This window comes from Flavobacterium gelatinilyticum, from assembly GCF_027111295.1.
GTDB lineage: Bacteria > Bacteroidota > Bacteroidia > Flavobacteriales > Flavobacteriaceae > Flavobacterium > Flavobacterium gelatinilyticum.
This window is the reverse complement of record NZ_CP114287.1, coordinates 5,613,760-5,633,056: the sequence shown is the minus strand read 5'-3', so window position 1 is coordinate 5,633,056 and position 19,297 is coordinate 5,613,760. Positions and strand designations below refer to the sequence as shown.

The window sequence follows — 19,297 nt, the reverse complement described above, 5'->3', positions numbered from 1 at the left end:
CTGAAATGCAAAAAATAAACCATATAAGTCATGTAAGCAAATTGAAGATTGATCTTAACCGGACTTACATGAGTATATAGTTTATACTGATAACTTAAAACTTATTAAGTATCGCAGGTAACATTATCCCAATCCTGATCCATGTAATGTATAAGCCAGTTTAAGGCATATTGTCTTTCGTAAACAATTCCGGGATTGATGCCTTCAATCTGTCTTCCGTTGATTCTTTCATCTACACAAGCCCAATTAAATCTGTAATACAAATCGGCAGCATCTAAAATTTCCTTTTTAGATCGCACCTCGCTTACAGCATTTATAAATTCATATGGGTCTTTGTCTTTTCCTACTGGATAATTCTCTGCGCTGATATTTTCAAGGCTGCAGAATTCATTTGGAAAATCAAGCGCATCCACTTTCTTCAAAGCCCAGGTCAAGGTCCAGATTCCTTCACATTTCCAGGTTTCATACATTTTTTTGTCCTCTGTCGGGTCAGCCAGAAACTCTTTTTCTCCCTCTGTTACCTTTTCCCAAAGATGGTATTCCTGCAGATAATCAACTGCTTCCTCAGCCGATATACTATTAAAAGCAACTAAATTGGTTACGGCCAAAACACTGAGTCTTTCTGCAATTTCCTTTGCTGATCGAATCGTCGTTTCGTTTTCAGATTCAATACAAGGCAGATGTTTGTTAATTTTTATGTTTTCTCTTTCGAGAATTTTTTCGCTGTCTGCTTTTCTCTGAATTTGATCTTCGGTTAATTGGGTCTGATCACCATCAAAATATTCAGAATTGATATTAACAGGAAGTTCATCTATTTCGCAGTTTCCGTTTACATCAATTATTAAGTTTAAATCCTGATCCAGAAAATGCTGCGTATCTGCTTTGCTGATAATCGTTTTGGGCTGCACAAATAGAACCGCTTCAAACTCTATCGCAAGATCCTTTATAATGGCATTCAGTTGTTTTATTTCTCCTTTATCCTGACGAATTGAAAACTCAGAATTAAGGGTTTGTATTTTATGAAGAAAAAGACCTTTTATCTTTTCATTTTGGGCTGGCAGAGAATTTACATAACCATACAATCCTTTTAAATTGGCAGTTAACTCAGAATCATCTGTGTGCGGAATCTGATAAGAGGGCACTGCCCTTTCTCTATAAAAAACAGTTACTTTTTTTGACGGACTCAGAATACCGCCTTTTACTTCAAATTCGAGGTTTTCACCATTATTGGAAAAAATTCCGTCAGGAACATGAGAAAGAAAGATTTCTTTGATTTTCTCCAGTCCTAAATGATGCGAATAAATAGTACAGATCATTTTTCGGCTTTTAAATATTATTTAGGCTAATATACAAAAGTCACAAAAAATACTTTTAAAGCATCTTATAAAAAATCTCCCTAAGACGCAAAGATTTTATTAAAATTAGTCATATAAGTTCACTTAAGAAAAATACTTAAATTACTTATATGACTTATATGGTTTAAAAAAACTTTGCGAGATTAATTCACTTTAACTTCAATTGTTGATGTCTGTAAACCAGAAACCGTTGCTTTCAACTGAATCTTTTCTTTCTTTCCATTTGATTGAATAATTGCAATACACTTTCCGTTGAAAAGCTTGCAGGAATTCGCTTTAAACGACTCCAGATTGGCTTGATAACCATTATCAACCCCAACTAATTTTCCTCCACCAGTAACTTCAAAATTGATTAAATCCATTGCATCGGGAACTAAATTTCCGTCTTTATCTGTCATCGAAATGGTTACGTAAACCAAATCATAAGTATCATTTTTAATGGCTTTTTTATCAGCTTTTAAGTCCAATTTTGAAGCTTGTCCAGCAGTGTGGATTTCTTTTTCTAAAACTACCCTTCCGCCTCTTTTTGAAACCGCTTTTAACGTTCCCGGTTCAAACTTCACTTTCCAGGAAACGTGCAGGTCATCATTTTGTTTTGATTTTTTGCCAAGCGATTTTCCGTTTAAAAATAATTCTACTTCATCTGCATTACTGTAATAGGCCCAAACGTTTATTTCCTGATCTTTTTTCCAGTTCCAGTGCGGTAAAATATGCAGAACCGTTTTATTCGACCATTCGCTTTGGTACATATAATATACATCTTTTGGAAGTCCGGCTAAATCGACGATTCCGAAATAAGAACTTCTTGCCGGAAACGGATACGGATCTGGTTCTCCGATATAATCAAATCCTGTCCAGATAAAAGTTCCCGCCATGAAATCCTGACTTTTTATTGTTTTCCAGTTTTCTTCGTGCGTCGCGCCCCAATACGACTTTACCTGATCGTAAGCCGAAACCGTCCAGTCTGCATTTCCATCAAACGGAGCTCCGTGTTTTACAGGCCAGGCTTGAATAATATCCGATTGATCGTAATGTCCTCGCGTTTCTAAAGCCGAAACACTCTCTGAAGCTAATATTTTTTGTCCCTTAAATTTAGCTGGAAAATCTTTGTAATCTTCATGTTTGTAATTGAATCCTAAAAGATCTAAAGCTCCTGATTGATAAATAAAATTTTTCTCGATTACATTTTCTGTCAAAGCAGATGTAACAGGACGAGTTGTATCTAACGATTTTACAATTTTAGCCAATTCTCTAGTAATCGCAATTCCAGTGCTGTCAAACTGCTCTCTGATTTCGTTACCAATACTCCACATCATCACCGATGGATGATTGCGGTCTCTTTTGATAAAATCCTCTAAATCCTGTTTGTGCCACGCATCCCAATCTTTGTGGTAATCGTTCGTTACTTTTTTCTTCTTCCAAACGTCAAAAGCTTCGTCCTGAACGATGAATCCCATTTCGTCGCACAATTGCATCATTTCCAAAGAATGGGGATTGTGAGACATTCTAATAGCATTTGCTCCCATTTCTTTCATCAAAGTCAGTTTTCTTCTAACCGCGTGAATGTTTTCTACAGCTCCCAAAGCGCCATTATCGTGATGTAAACAAACTCCGTAAATTTTAGTTGGGACGCCATTCAAAGAAAATCCTTTTTCTGAATCGAAATTGAAAAATCTAAACCCAAGCGGCGTCTCGTAATTGTCAACCAATTTCGATTTCTCATACACTTTTGTAATGACTTTATACAAATACGGATTTTCTGTATTCCATAATTTTGGCTGTTTTACTTCCAGATTATGAATCTTTTTTTCAGAGGTTTTAGCTCCGATTCTTTCTATAGAAGTCATATTCACCACTTCATCATTATCTGCATTTACAATCGAAGTAACCAGATTAAACTCTCTCACATTGTCATTATCATTATCAATTGTAACTTCAAAACGTACGGTTGATTTCTCTTTTGAAACTTCAGGCGTGGTTACAAAAGTCCCCCACTTCCCTACATGAAGTTTTTCACTTGTCACCAATCTCACATTTCTGTAAATCCCGGACCCCGTATACCATCTTGAATTGGGCTGTGAATCATTATCAACTTTTACAGCAATAACATTCGACTGTCCGTAATTTAAATACGGAGATAAATCGTATCCAAAAGAGATATACCCATTCGCACGCATTCCTAATGATTTTCCATTTATGAATACTTCGCTGTTTTTAAAAACACCGTCAAATTCCACCGAAACCTTTTTGCTTTTTGAACTCGCAGGAATCGTAAAAACTTTACGATACCAGCCTTTTCCGGCAGGTAAGAATCCTTGTGCCTGCTTTGTTTTAGCATCTTTATCAAAAGCGCCTTCAATACTCCAGTCATGCGGTAATTGAAGTGTTCTCCAATCTGATGCATTGAAATTCGCATTTATTGCTTCTGGATGATCTCCTAATTTGAAGTTCCAGTTTTTGTTGAAGTCTTCAACAATTCTGGCTTGTTTTTGTGCAAAAATTGATACTGAAAACAATAATGCAAGTGTAATTTTTTTAAACATATTTTTATTTTTTCTCTCGTAAAAACGTTTTTTTTAAACCATATAAGTTATATAAGAAAATTTAAGTTTTGCCTTGATTGAACTTATATAACTTATATGGTTTAATTTCCTTCGCGTCTCTGCGTCTTTGCGAGATTATTTTTTTATTTTATTTCTTTAAAACATCCAGTATGTTAGACGCATTGCGGTGCGTCTCTACAGTAAAAACCTTTGCTGCTTTGTCCCTTTGTTCCTCTCAAAAATCTACTGAAATTCAAAATTATCAATCATCAACCCTTTCAAATCATCTCCTTCCAAGGTAATTTTATACGTTCCTGCGTTGATATAACCTCCTGATGTTGTGTTTAAAATTTTCCATTTTTCCGGTGAAGGAAAAAATTCAATCGTGTCATTTCGCATTAAAATTCCGTATGCATCTTCCATTTTAAATTTCACTTTCAGCGGAGTTTCATTTCGATTCATAAAACGGAAGCGCATTAAATAAATCCCTGCAACACCAGGTTTTACTTCGAATTCGATACTATTATTGGTCTTTTTAGTGAACTCAATATAATCGGCTTTTTTGAAATTTCCTTTTTCAATTCCTGTTCCCGTTGTTTTTGTTTTTTCGGCTTCAATAATTACTACAGGTCTTGAATCGTCTTTTTCGCCCATATCGTAAGTAGGAACAACGACAATTGTCGAAATTACCTCAGCATTATCAAAAAGAACTTTCTCACCTTTCTTTACTTTTTTAGTAAAAACATCAAAAGAAACTCCGCTGTTGTTTTTCGCTTTTTCTTCTATTTTTTTATAATCTGAAAGTCCTTTTAATGACTTTATTTTATCATCAACCAAAACAAAAATTGTAGATTCTTCTTTTGCTGTAAACGAACCAGAAGCTTTTGAGTAATCAGCAAATTGTAAATAATCTCCACCAAAAACTTCTGAAGGTAATTCTGTAAAAATAACTTCTGAGTTTAAATATTGTTTTGAGTTGATATCTAACCAAGAACCCATTTTAAATTCTTTAGCATCTAAACTTACATTCTGAATATTTCTTGGCGATTGATCTGCTGGTTTTACATTTTTATCTTTTGCTGCAATCGTAATTGCAGAAATAATCGCTTGTCCCGATTTTACATTTGGAAACGAAATCATGATTTTTCCATTTACGCTTTTTACAGTAAAAGTTTTCTTTAACGCTTTATCATGACCTGCTTCTGCCCAAATATCGAAATCTTTTAAAACAACATTATTGTTGATTGCAACATCAAACAAACGCCAGCCTTTACAATCTAATCCGCCGCCTGTTCCGTACCACGGTTCTGTGAAATACAATTCGACAAGATATTCTCCGTCTGGGGCAGGAAATTCGTAACGCAATTTATCAACTCCGTATCTGAAATTCTGAAATAACTCTGGATCTTTTGTTCCGTTTACAAGATCAAAACTGCTTCTCTGGCTTGCAAAAAAGTCAGGCAGTTTTTCAAAATTATCTGTCCAGGATAAAGAACCCCAAGTATTTTGTCCGCTTTTGTGCGTGTCTGTTAACCAAACATTTCCTGAACTATCTGTATATTCAGAACCGCCACAATTTACTCTGTAGATATAATTATAGTTTTTATTGGCTTTTAAAATATCTGTTTTATCAGCAACTAAAGTTTCTAAATTTGGTGCTTTCGGAAGAGTATTCAAAACAATATAATCTTTGGCAACCGCTTTTCCGTTTACATATCCAACGGCATATAAAACATTGTACTGAATATTGACATTGTTAAACTGAAAATGTTTTCCAATTCCCGGATTTTTTAATTTTCCAAGTGAAAGTTTATTTACATCATTAAACAATTCTACTTCGTCACAATTCGAATAAATATCGATTCCGTTTTTGATTCCGGATTTTCCCCAACGGCTTGGCCACGTGTGCGAAACAATATAAACCATCGGATTGGTTTTGTTTGAGGCGTAATTGGCGCGGTACATATAAAACGCATCCAAAGGTTCTCCCCAAATCGTGAAAAGTCCTTTGTAATTTACGGGTCCTACTTTGTCTATATCTCTAAATCCTTCTCCGTTTTGAACTCGTCCCGGATTTTCGTGTGAAGCAAAAAGCCAGTTGAATTGTCCTGCGATTTTATCTCTTACCGATTCAGCTTCTCTCACTTTAATTTCCATTAACTGAGAAAAACGATTTTCACTTAAAGTTCCTTTCTGGTCGAATTCGCCTTCTGTATGCAAATCGGCAGAACGCCATGCGCCGTATTCACCATTTAATAACTGAGTCGTCATTTCTAAATGGTATTTTAACGGATCTCCGCCGTAGGTTCCTGACCAGTTTTGAACCACATTCCAATCTGTTCCTTCACCTCCGTTACAAGTCGTTACGATTCTTTGTGAAGCCGATAACGGATCCATTTCGCGGATAATCTGTGTGCATTCTTCGGCAAATTCTTTTGGAATTGTACTTTCGTTCTGCAAGCCCCACATAACAACCGACGGACTGTTTCTGCGTTCTTTAACCCATTCGCGTAAAAGAGTTTTGAAATTTTCTTTGAATTCTGGCGTATCGTACCAAATATGTGCCGAAAACTGACTCCAAAATAAGATTCCGTTTTCGTCTAATTCTTTTTGGTACAACAAATTATGAGGTTGATGTGCTTCTCTAAAAGCATTAAATCCGCCTGCTTTAATCTGCTCGATTCTGGCATGAATCTGTTCGTCAGAAAATGCATGACTGTTTCCAATTTGATGTTCGTATTCGCAGACACCATTTATAAAAACAGGTTCGTCATTAATGAAGAAACGATTGTCTTTTCCGTCACGACTCACAGGCCAGCTAACCCAACGAATTCCGTACGGTGTTGTTAACTGATCGATTATTTTTCCATTCTCAAAAACTGAAGTAACTAATTTATACAAATACGGATTTGACGGCGACCACAATTTCGGATTTTGAATTTCCGGTAAGGTCTGCAAAACCGATCTTAATTCGCCTGAAGTATTTATAACTGTACTTTTTGAGCTTACCACTTTCTTTCCTGAAGCATCAAAAAGAACATTTTCAATAGTTAAATTTCGATCTGAAGTTCCGTAGTTTTTAATTTCTGTAGTCGTAAGCAAAATTGCTTTTTGTTTTGAAACCGATTTGTCATTCCAGATATGAACGCCAAAAGGTTCAATTCTAACATCGTTTGTAATGACTAACGAAACAGGTCTGAAAATCCCCATTGGCTGAGAACCTTCTGAGAAGCCCCATTCGCCGGAACAACCTCCGCAAACCCAAGGAAGATCGGCAATAAAAGAAGGATGCGAAGCTTTTACCAAAATTTGGTTTTCTTTTTCTAAAGAAACGGCTTTGGTAATATCAAGCGTAAAAGTGGTTCGCCCACCTTTGTGTTCGCCCACTTTTTTACCATTTACCCAAACTGCTGCGTAAGAACTCACGCCTTCAAAAAACAAAAAGAGTCTTTTTCCGGATACGGTTTTATCCAGTTTTAAAGTCTTTTTGTACCAGGCTGTTCCGTGTAAATTTCCGTGTTTTGTTCTTCTGAAACCATAATACTGATCCCAATTGTGAGGCACATTCACTTTTTCCCAATTGGAATCAGTTTTTGGATTCTCTGCAAAAGTTTTTTCATTCTGCGGATTATCCAAAATTATGGTTTCCCAAGCTGAATTCAGCGAAACTTCCTTTCGGACTTTCACTGAATTCTTAGTGCTTTGACTCCAAACAAAGCATGTACTTGAAAAAAAACAAAAAATAAAAAAAACTATTCTGTTCATATTTTTAAAAACCATATAAGTTATATAAGGTAATTTAAGTTTCGTTGTCCATCCTGCAAGGTTTTCAAAACCTTGTAGGTTTAATTTTCGGCATCTAATAAACTTTACAATACCTACAAGGTTTTGAAAACCTTGCAGGAAACTAAACGCTCTTTTGTAGAGCTTCTTTTTGAAATCCCTCGTTCTTCGGGATGACAAGATTGTGTTTATACCTTTATTCGCGTGAGGGATGGCAGTGGAGCTCTCCCGATTTTTCATCGGGAAGCGGGAACGTACAGCCCGACCCGGAGGGACACGCCCAAATTATTCTATTTTACAATACCCACAAGGTTTTGAAAACCTTGCAGGAACGTGGATTAATAAAACAGCCAATCTACCGCTGCTTTCTCTCCTGCATCAATGTATCCAACATCACGAGGTGTAATGTTTTGGTCTGCGTCGATGAAACCTAAAATCAATACTTTTCCTTTTCCTAAATCTAATTTATTTTCGCCAGGCTGGAAGGTGTAGGTATGAATGTTTACACGAGGTAAATCTTTCAAATTCATGGCACTTGCCAGAATTACTTCGGCTTGACCGTGCGCATTTCCTGCTGCATCAGTTTCTAAACTTGGCGGCAATAAAAATCTCTTTTGATCTGAGTTGAAATAGCCAACCACTAATTTAACGGCTTTTGTATTTCTAAACTTCAAATGTGTTCCTTTTTCGTTTTGATCGTTTTCTACAAACGAATATCCTCTTAGGTTTTGAAGTTCAGGAGCTATTTTTGTCAATTCAGAAATATCTGTTCCGTACACTTTTGTTCCGGTTTTCACTAAATACGTTCCCGGTTTTTCATCGATGAAAGTTACATCAGCCGTTTTCCAAGGCTTCCCTTCTTTGCTTTCTACTTTTCCGTCTTTTGAAGATTTTAGTTTATCCAAATTTCTTTTAAAATTAGCCAATTCACGCTCGTAATGCGGTAATAATTCAGCCCATGTTTTGTTGTTTCCGTCGTCTCCTCCAATCGGAATTCTGCGTTGTGCTGTCTGCATACTGTTGGCATAGTAATACGTATCTTTCGTTAGCTTCACCAATAATTCGTAGTACTCTAAACTTTTTTCCAAATGAGGCATCGCTTTATCTAAATCGGCAATATCATTTGAATAACTGTATCTTAAAACCAACAACGCTGCTTTTACTTTTTCTGAGAAGAAGTCCGCGAAAGCTTTGTACGCATGCATATCATTTTTAAGACGTGCAAATTCTTCTTTATCTTTCGTTACGCTTGCTTCGGCTTTGTCAATGGCTTCAACAGCCAACCTTCCGTGTTCTACTATTTCAGCAATAATCTGCGTTGGAAGTTCACCGGAATGCGGTTCTTTGTTCCATTCTTTTTTAGCATACTCTAAAAGCAATTCTCCCGGAGGCCCGCAAGATTCGTGGAATCCTGGATACACTCTCCATTTTGACGGATTCACCAATTGGCTTTCGAACATTCCTAACAATAAAGTTTGTCTGTTTCCTTCTGTAATTCCGAAACGTCTTAACGTTTTTGGAGCAATTTCTCCTGTTTCTTCGTATGCTTTTAAAATGTTATTTGCCGCTTCCTGAGTGGTTCCGAATTTCGCTGCTAAATCTTTATCCCAGTATTTAACTTCTTCGTTTCGGTCTCTTTTGCTGTCCCAGGCATATCTTGCCCAGGCTTTGTACCAAATCCAGTCGCGATCCATTTCTAATAAACGCTCGCCCGATTTTGTTTTATCAGCAGAATATGGCCAATCCCAATACGAAGCTTGCGGATATAAGTGTAATGCATTGGCTCCGTGTACGCTGTGCATTGCTTTTACCGTTTTTTGGATAAAATCCGGAGAACCGTATCTAAAAGGTTCTAAGTTTGCCAAAATGTGAACGTTCTCGATATGAATGGATTTAAGAGCGCTCAACTGTTTGTGCGTTTCTCCCCAAGGTCCACCCGGCGTATAAGTCGTTAAAGACTCTCCTGTATATTTACTTTCTGTATAAAGGTTTTTGTATAACGGAAGTGATTTTTCCATCACCAAAGGCCCGTCTGTATCATGAGAACGTAAAATAATCGGTGGTTCTTCTGTTTTTCCTAATGCCTGTAAACCATCGCGAACACCCGGAATAATTGTTTTGGTAAACCATTCCACGTCATCATCAACCGTATTGATTGCTTCTCCCAAACAAACCATCAAACCAACGTTTGGGTATTTTTCGATGAAAGCAGCAATAGATTTTCTAGTGTAATCAGACAACAAAGGCGTGATTGGTCTTGAACGATCTTGTGTTTTAATATTATAATGCTCAGCAAAAGGCTTAGAAACAATAATGTTGTAAAACATCTGAATAACCCAGATTCCTCTTTTGTTGGCTTCAACTGTTAGGAATTTATAGATTTCTTCGTTCTTTTTGAAATCTTCGTCGCTTACTTCAACTGCAAACGGATATTCTTTCAATTTTACTAAAGAAGCAAATGGGTGTCCGTTCCATAAATACAAAGAGTTCATGCGGTTATCAACCAGCATATCTAAGTATTTAATCCAAAGTGCTTTATCATAAAACCAAGGAAAAGTTTCCGGTGTATACGGATATTCGTAAACATCGCGTCCCGGAAGATAAACCGGTTTCTGCATTCCGATACAAGCGCCGCGCAACACCATTTCCGGACTATCGTCTATATTGATTTCTGAAGGAAGCTGACCTGAACTTTTAATTTTGTCAACCAATTCCATTGCGCCATACAAAGTACCGCTTGCATCTGATCCTTCAATATAAATTATATTTTTTTGAGTGCGAATTAAGAAACCTTCTTTCTTCGTTAATTTGCTGTCGTCGATTTTGGCGCTTTTCGCATTCTTTTTCCAAAAGTCAGTTCCTTTTTCTCCAATAACAATTACTTTGTCTTTTGAACTTTTTAATTTATCTGCTGAAGCAACAGTGAATCCTTTTGCCGAAAGGGTTTCTGATAATTTCTCCGCGCCAAATTTTGCTCTGGGCGAATTGGCATCACTAACAATAGTAATGTTTTGCGCGGCAGCGAAAGAGACGCAAAAAAATAAAAAAAGTAATTGTAAATATTTCATGGTATGCTATTTTTTTTATTCATTAGGAATTCTCGTTGAGTTTGTCATTTCGACGAAGGAGGCTCAAGTGATAACGACTGGCGAAGCAAATATTCGCAGGCAGCTCTGCACAAAAATCTCCAATCTTAGAGTTACTTGTGGAGATCCCTCGTTCCTCGGGATAACAAAATGAGAGAAGAATCTATTATTTAATTCTGAAAGATTTTCTTCAAGTAAGCTGCGTTTGCTCCGTAATTGGCTTTTACGTTATGTACCTGATTAACGTCTCTGGAACGTTCTACAATCAGCCAGCCGCTCCATTTCATCTCGTCCAGAGTTTGTTTGATTTTTGGCATATCGATCGCAGGATCGTTTTCTAACCAAAATTGATCGGTGTTTGAAGCGTGAATCTGCGCTACATATTTCTTTCCTAAAATCTTCAATTCTGACGAAATATCTCTTTTATTGTCTAAAGCATTCGCAAAGTTGAAAGAGCTTTTTATGTATTTTGAACCTACTTCGTCTAAAAGTTTTTTCTCTTCTGCTGCATCCAAAGAAGTTTCAATTGCAATAACGCCGCCTATTTTCCCCACTTCTTTTCCTGCCCACTGCAATCTTTTAATCACTTCTGGACGCAGTTCCGGATTTTTAACCAAATCCGTTTGCGTTCCTAATGGCAGATAGGCCACTTTCACTTTCATGTTTTTCATTGCCTGAATACAATCGGTAATCATGGGTGCGATTTCTCTTGTGGCAAATGATTGTGCGTAAAATCCAGACATGGCAATTGAACTGATCCCAACTCCTGTTTCTTTCGATTTATCTAAGAATTTTTTTCTTTCTACCGGATCGCCTAGTTTACTGTCAAAAGTTGGTCGGTTTCCTAAACCGCCCATATCTAGTTCTATTCCGTCTGCTTTTATCTCGGCTGCTAAAGCAAAAGAACCCAGTTTTTGTCTTTTTAAAATCATCCAGTCGCAAACTGCCACTTTATAATTCTGCTTTTTGTTTGAAGACTGAGCCGTTGCACAGCTGTTGAATGTTGTTGACATCGCAACAAATAATACAACAATTAAGTTTTTATTTAGCTTCATGTTATTTGAATTTACCATTAAGATAGTAAGGAAATTAAGCTTCATATTATTGGTTTTACCATTAAGACATTAAGAAAATTAAGCCTTAATACTCTTATTTTTAAGAATAATTTATTAAGCACAGCAACTTAATTTCCTTAATCTCTTAATGGTTTATTTTTATTAAGCACAACAACTTAACTTTCTTAATCTCTTAATGGTTCAATTAATTTTATTCTTCTTCCGCTTTTACAGCTGTTACCACTTTTCCTTCTTCACCCGGCCAAACACCATTTTTAATAGGCAGCGCCACCAGTTTACTCGGATCGACTTTGACATATTTCAGCTTTAATCGTCTCCATGTGTACACAATATGCACCATCCCATCGGAACTTTGAATCATTGAAGGATAAGAATACTGGCTGATTTTTGAATCTTCTAAAACCAAAGCCGCATCCCAGTGAATTCCATCTTTAGAAACCGAAACGTTCAAAGGCGTTCTTGGTCCTTTTGCTTCTTTTCCCGGAGGAAGGACGTGATTGTAAACCAATAAATGTCTTCCGTCTTTTAGTGTTACAGCGTCAGTTCCTGAATTGTTATTTGGAAGTCCGATTAATTCAATATCAGACCACATTTTTCCGTTGTCTTTTGAGAAAGTGCTGAAAATCGCTCTGTTTCTGGTTCTTCCAATTGCTTGAATGCTTCCGTCTTTGTGGAATAAAATACTTGGCTGAATCGCATTGATTTTTTGTTTTCCTCTTGGAAGCGTGTCACCCATTACCCAGGTTTTTCCGAAATCCGGGGTAGATTCCATACGAAGTCTCCAGCCGTCGCCTTCAATGCTTGACGGACATAATAAAGTTCCGTTGCTTAATAAAACCGGTTTATTTTTGATTGGACCTAAGAAACCATCTGGCATTTTTTGAGCCTCAGACCACGTTTTTCCGCCATCAGATGAAGTTCTGATTACGCCCCACCATTCTGATGGTTTTGGTCCTATTTTGTAGAAAAGCATTAAATCGCCGCCCGGAATTTGATATAAAACAGGATTCCAGGTTGGTAATCTTGGACCTTCTTTCATAACCCCATCGGCCACTTTTACACCTTCTGTCCATTTATCACTTCCTTTAGGCTTGATTGCTACATAAATGCAGACATCAGGGTTTCTCTCATGAGTTCCTCCAAACCATGAAGCAACAAGATCACCATTGGTCGCTTCGACAATTGTAATGGCGTGACAGGATGGATAAGGTGCTTCATCGTAAACAAATTCGTCTACTAAAATTCCTTCTTTCCAGGTCTTTTTTTCCAATGCCGATTTACAACTTCCTAAAAGAAGTAAACTAAACAATACAGCAGCTATTTTTACACTCTTCATTCTTAAGTTTTAATTTGAATTAAAATTTAGATATTTTATGCATACCTAATAATTTTTTCCGCAAAAATATTTATTAAGTGTAAAAATGACACTAAAATTTTAAAGATGTATCCTGTACTGTCCCGAATTATTGCAAATCTGCACTATTTAACATTTAAAGTATAAAAACCTGACTGAAGCGTAAGAACAATACTATTTTTTTCAACAGAATAAGTGTATGAAGCCTTATTCAGCTTGAGTTTATTGATTGAAACAGCCGAAATATCGCCCGCTGGAAGATGTACAATTGCAGATGTATTTGCCGGAATGGTAATATTCCAGACTAAAGCCTTTTTATCTTTTTTCCAGTCGCTTTTGATTGTCCCGTAAACGGATTCGTAAGAAGCATTTACATAAGTTAATCCAGCATTGAAATCTGGTTTCATAATGATTTGTTTGAATCCCGGAGTTTCAGGATTGCTTTTGATTCCGGCCATGTTTTCGTAATACCAAATCAATAAATCACCTAAAAGCATCACATGATTTTGCGAATTCATCGCCGGATCTGCCGTGTTTCCGTTCCAAAGTTCCCAGATTGTTGTTGCACCGTTTTCAACCATATAACCCCAGCTTGGATACGTTTTGTTGGATGCTAATTTGAAAGCCAAATCGCCCCGACCGTAATTGGTCAACGTTCGCATTAAAAACTGTGTTCCAATAACACCTGTGCTTACGTGACCGTTTTTAGTTACTTCTACTTCATGAACCAAATTTTCAAATATTTTGGTTTGAAGTCCATCTGGAACCATTCCGAAAGTTAAAGGTAATAAGTTGGCTGTTACTGTATTATTGGCGTAATTGTTTTTATCTGTATTTAAATATTTGGCATTGAACGCTTTTTTGATTCTTAAAGCCAATTCGTCATAGTGCTGAATGTCATTCTCTTTTTTAGAAATCACAGCAAATTTCTTCATGATATTCAAAAGCTGATAATAAAACGCGCTTGAAATCAATTCTCCGTCTGTTAAACGAGCCGGATCTTTTGAACGAATTAATTCTAGAGATTCTGGCGGAACACACCAATCTCCGTATTTATCTTTGGTCATTAAATCGTTAACCAAATAATTTTCTTCCATATAATCCATCCATTTTTTCATGTACGGATATTGTTTCTCAACCACTTTTTCATCACCAAACTGCTGATACAACATATCTGCAACCGTGATATAGGTTCCCGGCCATGTTACATTATCTCCATAATAACGCCAAAAAGCGGGTGCTACATCTGGAAGTCCCCCATCTATAGTTTGCGAATTTTTAATATCGTCCAGCCACTTTGCGTACAAAGCCTGATTATCGAACAAGAAACTTTCGCCGTAAGCGCCCGTTGTCCTGTCTCCCAGCCAAGGCTGACGCTCATTTCTCTGCGGACAATCGATTGGCATTCCTTTGTAATTCCCGCTGATTCCCCACCAGGCATTTTTGAAAATCTGATTCATAATTGGATTTGATGAATCAAAAGTTCCTGTGGTTTGAATATCATCATAAACGACTTTTCCAACAAAATTTTCTAATGTTGGTTTTGCGGTAAATCCTGAAATTTCAACAAATCTGAATCCGTGGAAAACAAAACGAGGTTCCCAAACTTCTTCGCCTTCACCTTTTAAAGTATAAATATCAGTGGTTTTTGCATCACGTAAATTCGCAATGTACAACGAACCGTCTGGCTGAAGTGACTCCGCAAATTTCATCGTGATTTTATCGCCTTTATTTCCTTTGACTTTCAATTGCAGCCAGCCCACCATATTTTGTCCCATATCTAAGATATAAGTTCCTTTTGGCGTTTGTTTTATCGAAATCGGTTTTACTTCACGCTTTACTTTCATATTAGCCGACATCTGTCCTTCATAGAATCCGCCCGGTTCCTGAACATATTCTGCAGAAAGCCATTTTTTATCATCAAAATTAACGGTGTTCCAGCCTTTCATTTCTTTACGGGCGTCGTATTCTTCTCCGTCGTATTCATTGTTGGCTAAAATTGGTCCGTCAGTTGTAATTTTCCAAGTATCATCGGTTCTGATTACGTCTTTGCTTCCATCGGTATATTCCACAAATAACTGCAAAGCCATTTTAGGATAACCAAACGTTTTGATTTTATACGGTTTGTAATCCTGACGCATGGTGAAAAAACGTCCGTTTCCTAAAATCGTTCCCAACATGTTTTTGCCTTCCTGCAATTGCGAAGTCACATCAAAAACATTGTATTTTACATTCTTCGTATAATCTGTCGGAACAGGAGCTAAAACCTGATCGCCAATTTTATTTCCGTTAATGTAAAGTTCATATAATCCCATTCCCATGATATACACCTTGGCATTTTTAACTTTCTTTTTCAGGTTGATTTCTTTTCGAAGATAACGCGCAGATAATCTGGAATACTGCGAAATACTATCTCCGGGAGACGTTTTTTCATAACCAATCCATCGAGTTGATTTCCAATCGGCATAAGTCAAAATCCCGATGCTGAAATGTGCATTTTCTTTTGATTGAATTTCTCCTTTATTGGTAAAAACAGTTACTTTCCAGAAAACATCCTGACGGTCTTTCAGCTTTTTTCCGTTATAAATTACATTTACAGAAGCATCGCTTTGCACTTTTCCGCTATCCCATAAATCGCCGTTTCCTGCGTTTAATTTGTCTAAACTTGAAGACGCAGTAATTTGATATGCCGTTTGTTTTACATCGTTTACAGCTGCTTTTATTTTCCAGCTCAATCTGGGCTGTAAAACGTCAATTCCTTCGGGATTGGTCAGCATTTCGCATTTTAAATCACTCACACTGATTTTGTTTTGGGCTTTCGCCGAAATTGTGAAAAGTGAAATGATTAAGGTAAGATGTAAAAAAAACTTTTTCATGGTATTGTTTTTTATCCTAACAGGTTTTTAAAAACCTGTTAGGTATATTTTTTTTCTTTTTTAAGCCAAAGTATTGTCATTTCGACGAAGGAGAAATCACACGCGGGATTCTACAAAGATTGGCTTTACTTTATGGAGTTACTAGTGTAATTTCTCCTTACGTCGAAATGACAAGCTAATCCTAAAAATTAAGGATTAATAAACCTTTTCAATTTATCAAGCGTACTTAAACTCTCAAAGGCGATTTTATTTCGTTCTAAAAATTTACTTGTTTTCCAGCGCATTTTCCATTCAGGGTCCTTCAGCTTTTGTCTCAATTTAGAAACTACAATCGGATTACTTTTCAAAACCGCTTCATCAGTCCAATCTTCAAGGAACGTCAAAGCGTTTAAACGAGTTTCTACGTCCTTATGATTCCAAACCTTTTAATAATGCTTCTCTAACTCTATCAGCACTATATAAAGTTATATTTTCGACCAAAATCTCATACAAAACGGGAGTTAATTCTTTAACTTTATTTTGGTTTAATGCTATTTGATACACTCTGCAAAACTCCTCTGAAAGAAAGTCTGCCCATTTATCAATCTCTTCATCTTCACTCAGCGAATAATAAACGAAACTAACTTTATCAGGCTGTACAAAAAGCTGATTTTCACAAAAGCGTCTTACTGCACCAAGATCTTTTACGGCTAACTTCTGGACATCTTTTATAGCTTCTTCTGAGTCTTCATGTTCAAGATCATAATATTGATCTAAAGTTATGATTTGGTTAAAATCATGTATAGGTTCGTAAACTGCTTTTTCTTCATTCATAGGACTTGGAGTGTATTTTGGAGTATATTTTTTCAGAAGTTCTTTTATTTCATTTTCAGATACATCATAATCATCAATTTTTATTTCGATCGTTTCCTGTTTGTAAACAAAAGTCAAGTAAAACGCTTTATAGGACATATTGAACTTGGCCGTATGTTCAGTCTTGAAAAAAACTCTTGGAAATACAATATCTTTCCATTCAAAAAATGTCTCATTGAGTTCTATTCCTTCTTGTGAAAATATTATTTTTTTATGAAAATTGGAAAGTGTCATTACCGCCTTTATACCATAAACAATAACAAATAAAACTGCAGCGACAGGTAACGCCAGATGAGAAAACGTAAATGTAATTCTTTCAAAGTTTGTTTGAGAAAAAAGATAAACACCTAGTACCACAAAAACCAGATTCCATAGAATCTGAAATACACCTCCTTTGATTGAATAATTTAGTACTGTTTTCTCCAAATTTTATTCTTCATTTAAATCAGCTTATCTGCGGATAAATTAATCTGCAATCACTCGTTCCAATTTCTCAGAAAACGCAATTTCTTTTCCGTTTTTGAAAACTCTAAAACCTTTTCCTTTTTTATATTTTTCCCCCGTTTTATCCCAAAGAATGGTAATAATATTGCCGTGATATAGAACATTATCCAGACAAAACCAATCCCATTTTTCCTGCGGAATCAACGGATTTACTTCAATCTTTTCATCAACTCTCGGGCGCAAACCAACCAAACCAGTAATCATTAAATCGTTGAAAGTTGAATGATTGTAATAACGGCTTCTTTCTCTATCGCCCATTAACCAATAACCTGTTGTTTCATCCAAATATTCTCCAATATAAGGTTTTCCTCTGTAATACTGCGATTGCACGTACAATTCCATTTGTTTGAAATAATCTGGTTTTGCAACAAAATCCTGATTGTAATCGTTTAAAACATTTGCCATTGCTGTCAAAGTCTGCGAACTTGCAAAAGGCCAGATTGCCCCATCCCATTCGCAGGTTCCAGTTCCGTGCGTTCTAAAACGCGGACTTCTTCTTTCAGCCGTTGTTAAACCAAACGGAGCCGAAAATCCTTTTTCATCTTTCAATTGTTCCCAGGCTATTTCAAATCCTTTTCCTTTTTCTGGAAGATTAAAATACCACGGAATAAATCCGATGGCTTCGCGAACCTGCGCCAGTGTATCTTTTTCAGTCAAAGTTTCAAAAAACTCACTTTTCTGATTCCACAATTTCGTTTCTACTAATTGCTTCAAATCATCAGCTTTCGCTTTGAATTTTGCTTCAGCATCTTTATCACCTTTCATTTCAGCCATTTTAGAAATCGCTATAGCATTCCCAAACATATAACTGTTAATCGTCGGTCTTGCATTTTGTACTTTTCGTCCGCCGCTTAAAGATTCTTCCATTCCGTCTTTTACATCATGCTGCCAAAACAAACCATCTTTGCGCTGACGGTCTTTTTCCCAAACGGCATAATCAGTAACCATGTCCGGGTACAAATCCAATAAGAATTTTTCGTCTTTATTCACCAAATAACGATTGTATAAAGCATCGGCTGTCCAACTGCTGAATTTATACAGTTTGTTCATTGGTTTTCCGTCATTGCCTCGGTACCAAAGTTTCACATCCTGCTCAATGTATTTTGGATCATGAACCCATCTGAATTCGTTGATATGATGCCCCAAAGCACAACTGATCATATTGTATTTATCGGCATACGAACGGTCTACTAAAAACTCCGTAATAGCAAATCCTTGCGGCGTGTTTTTAATGTGTTTGCGAGCGCTCCACCATCTGAAATAATAGATTTCCTCAAAGTTTTGCTGCGGACATTCAAACAACGGAATATTCTTTTCCATCCAAGCCCAGGCACTGTCATTTGGGATGGCAAATTTTAAATTTTCATCTTCCATTGTGTTGAAATAATCAACATAATGTTTGAAGTTTTTTTCTTTTAAAATAGCCGATTTTCCTAATTGCGAAGATCCCGAGCCAGATTTACAACTTGCATTTAAACAAGTAATTACGATGGAAAGGGCTATTATTTTGTATTTAAAATCTCGTAACATTTTAATTCTATTAATTTAATATTTTGGGCGTGTCCCTCCGGGTCGTGCTGTCCGTTCCCGCTTTTTTTGTTCGGCTGACCCGAGCGGTAGCGAATTGGCGAAGCAAAACGCCTCACAAAAAAGAGCTCCACTTCCATCACTCACGCAAAAGAAATTCTCGTTTTTTCAACACTTCTATTTCTCCTGCAAGGTTTTTAAAACCTTGTAGGTATCTTTTTGAACCCTTTTGGCTAAAGCCTTTTACCGCATAATTCCTAAACCTCCAGCTAAAGCTGGAGGCAATTCATTTTTTTTAACAATCCTCTCATTATAAAACTAGAATTGTGATTTCATACCTA

9 protein-coding genes are annotated in these 19,297 nt (G+C 36.6%); all 9 read right to left on the bottom strand.

The window, feature by feature from the left end; translation table 11 throughout:
• Positions 1-104 precede the first annotated feature (104 nt).
• On the bottom strand, positions 105-1,316 hold the full coding sequence (locus OZP11_RS24165) for a DUF4272 domain-containing protein (protein ID WP_281233048.1): 1,212 nt from the start codon (positions 1,314-1,316) through the stop codon (positions 105-107).
• 182 nt (positions 1,317-1,498) lie between these two features.
• Positions 1,499-3,898 carry a glycoside hydrolase family 2 TIM barrel-domain containing protein gene (locus OZP11_RS24160; protein ID WP_281233047.1) on the bottom strand — a complete coding sequence of 800 codons (2,400 nt, stop codon included), beginning with the start codon at positions 3,896-3,898 and terminating at the stop codon, positions 1,499-1,501.
• A gap of 243 nt (positions 3,899-4,141) precedes the next feature.
• Positions 4,142-7,585 (bottom strand): malectin domain-containing carbohydrate-binding protein, encoded by a 3,444-nt coding sequence (locus OZP11_RS24155; RefSeq protein WP_281233046.1) that lies wholly within the window; start codon positions 7,583-7,585, stop codon positions 4,142-4,144.
• Positions 7,586-8,019: 434 nt separating this feature from the next.
• The gene (locus tag OZP11_RS24150; protein WP_281233045.1) at positions 8,020-10,749 is read right to left on the bottom strand and encodes an alpha-d-galacturonidase; all 2,730 of its coding nucleotides are present in this window, start codon (positions 10,747-10,749) and stop codon (positions 8,020-8,022) included.
• Positions 10,750-10,937: 188 nt separating this feature from the next.
• On the bottom strand, positions 10,938-11,822 hold the full coding sequence (locus OZP11_RS24145; protein WP_281233044.1) for a sugar phosphate isomerase/epimerase family protein: 885 nt from the start codon (positions 11,820-11,822) through the stop codon (positions 10,938-10,940).
• 211 nt (positions 11,823-12,033) lie between these two features.
• The gene (locus OZP11_RS24140) at positions 12,034-13,179 is read right to left on the bottom strand and encodes a sialidase family protein (protein WP_281233043.1); all 1,146 of its coding nucleotides are present in this window, start codon (positions 13,177-13,179) and stop codon (positions 12,034-12,036) included.
• Positions 13,180-13,322: 143 nt separating this feature from the next.
• Entirely contained in the window at positions 13,323-16,073 is a 2,751-nt protein-coding gene (locus OZP11_RS24135; RefSeq protein ID WP_281233042.1) for a glycoside hydrolase family 78 protein, read from the bottom strand.
• Positions 16,074-16,481: 408 nt separating this feature from the next.
• A complete protein-coding gene (locus OZP11_RS24130; RefSeq protein WP_281233041.1) occupies positions 16,482-17,351 on the bottom strand; it encodes a hypothetical protein in 870 nt (289 codons plus the stop codon).
• 39 nt (positions 17,352-17,390) lie between these two features.
• On the bottom strand, positions 17,391-18,959 hold the full coding sequence (locus OZP11_RS24125; RefSeq protein WP_281233040.1) for an MGH1-like glycoside hydrolase domain-containing protein: 1,569 nt from the start codon (positions 18,957-18,959) through the stop codon (positions 17,391-17,393).
• Between the last annotated feature and the right edge of the window lie 338 nt (positions 18,960-19,297).

Bases quoted from the DNA above. Each gene is read 5' to 3' on its own strand.
- OZP11_RS24165 (WP_281233048.1), bottom strand. From the start codon at position 1,316: ATGATCTGTACTATTTATTCGCATCATTTAGGACTGGAGAAAATCAAA.
- OZP11_RS24160 (WP_281233047.1), bottom strand. From the start codon at position 3,898: ATGTTTAAAAAAATTACACTTGCATTATTGTTTTCAGTATCAATTTTT.
- OZP11_RS24150 (WP_281233045.1), bottom strand. From the start codon at position 10,749: ATGAAATATTTACAATTACTTTTTTTATTTTTTTGCGTCTCTTTCGCT.
- OZP11_RS24145 (WP_281233044.1), bottom strand. From the start codon at position 11,822: ATGAAGCTAAATAAAAACTTAATTGTTGTATTATTTGTTGCGATGTCA.
- OZP11_RS24140 (WP_281233043.1), bottom strand. From the start codon at position 13,179: ATGAAGAGTGTAAAAATAGCTGCTGTATTGTTTAGTTTACTTCTTTTA.
- OZP11_RS24135 (WP_281233042.1), bottom strand. From the start codon at position 16,073: ATGAAAAAGTTTTTTTTACATCTTACCTTAATCATTTCACTTTTCACA.
- OZP11_RS24125 (WP_281233040.1), bottom strand. From the start codon at position 18,959: ATGTTACGAGATTTTAAATACAAAATAATAGCCCTTTCCATCGTAATT.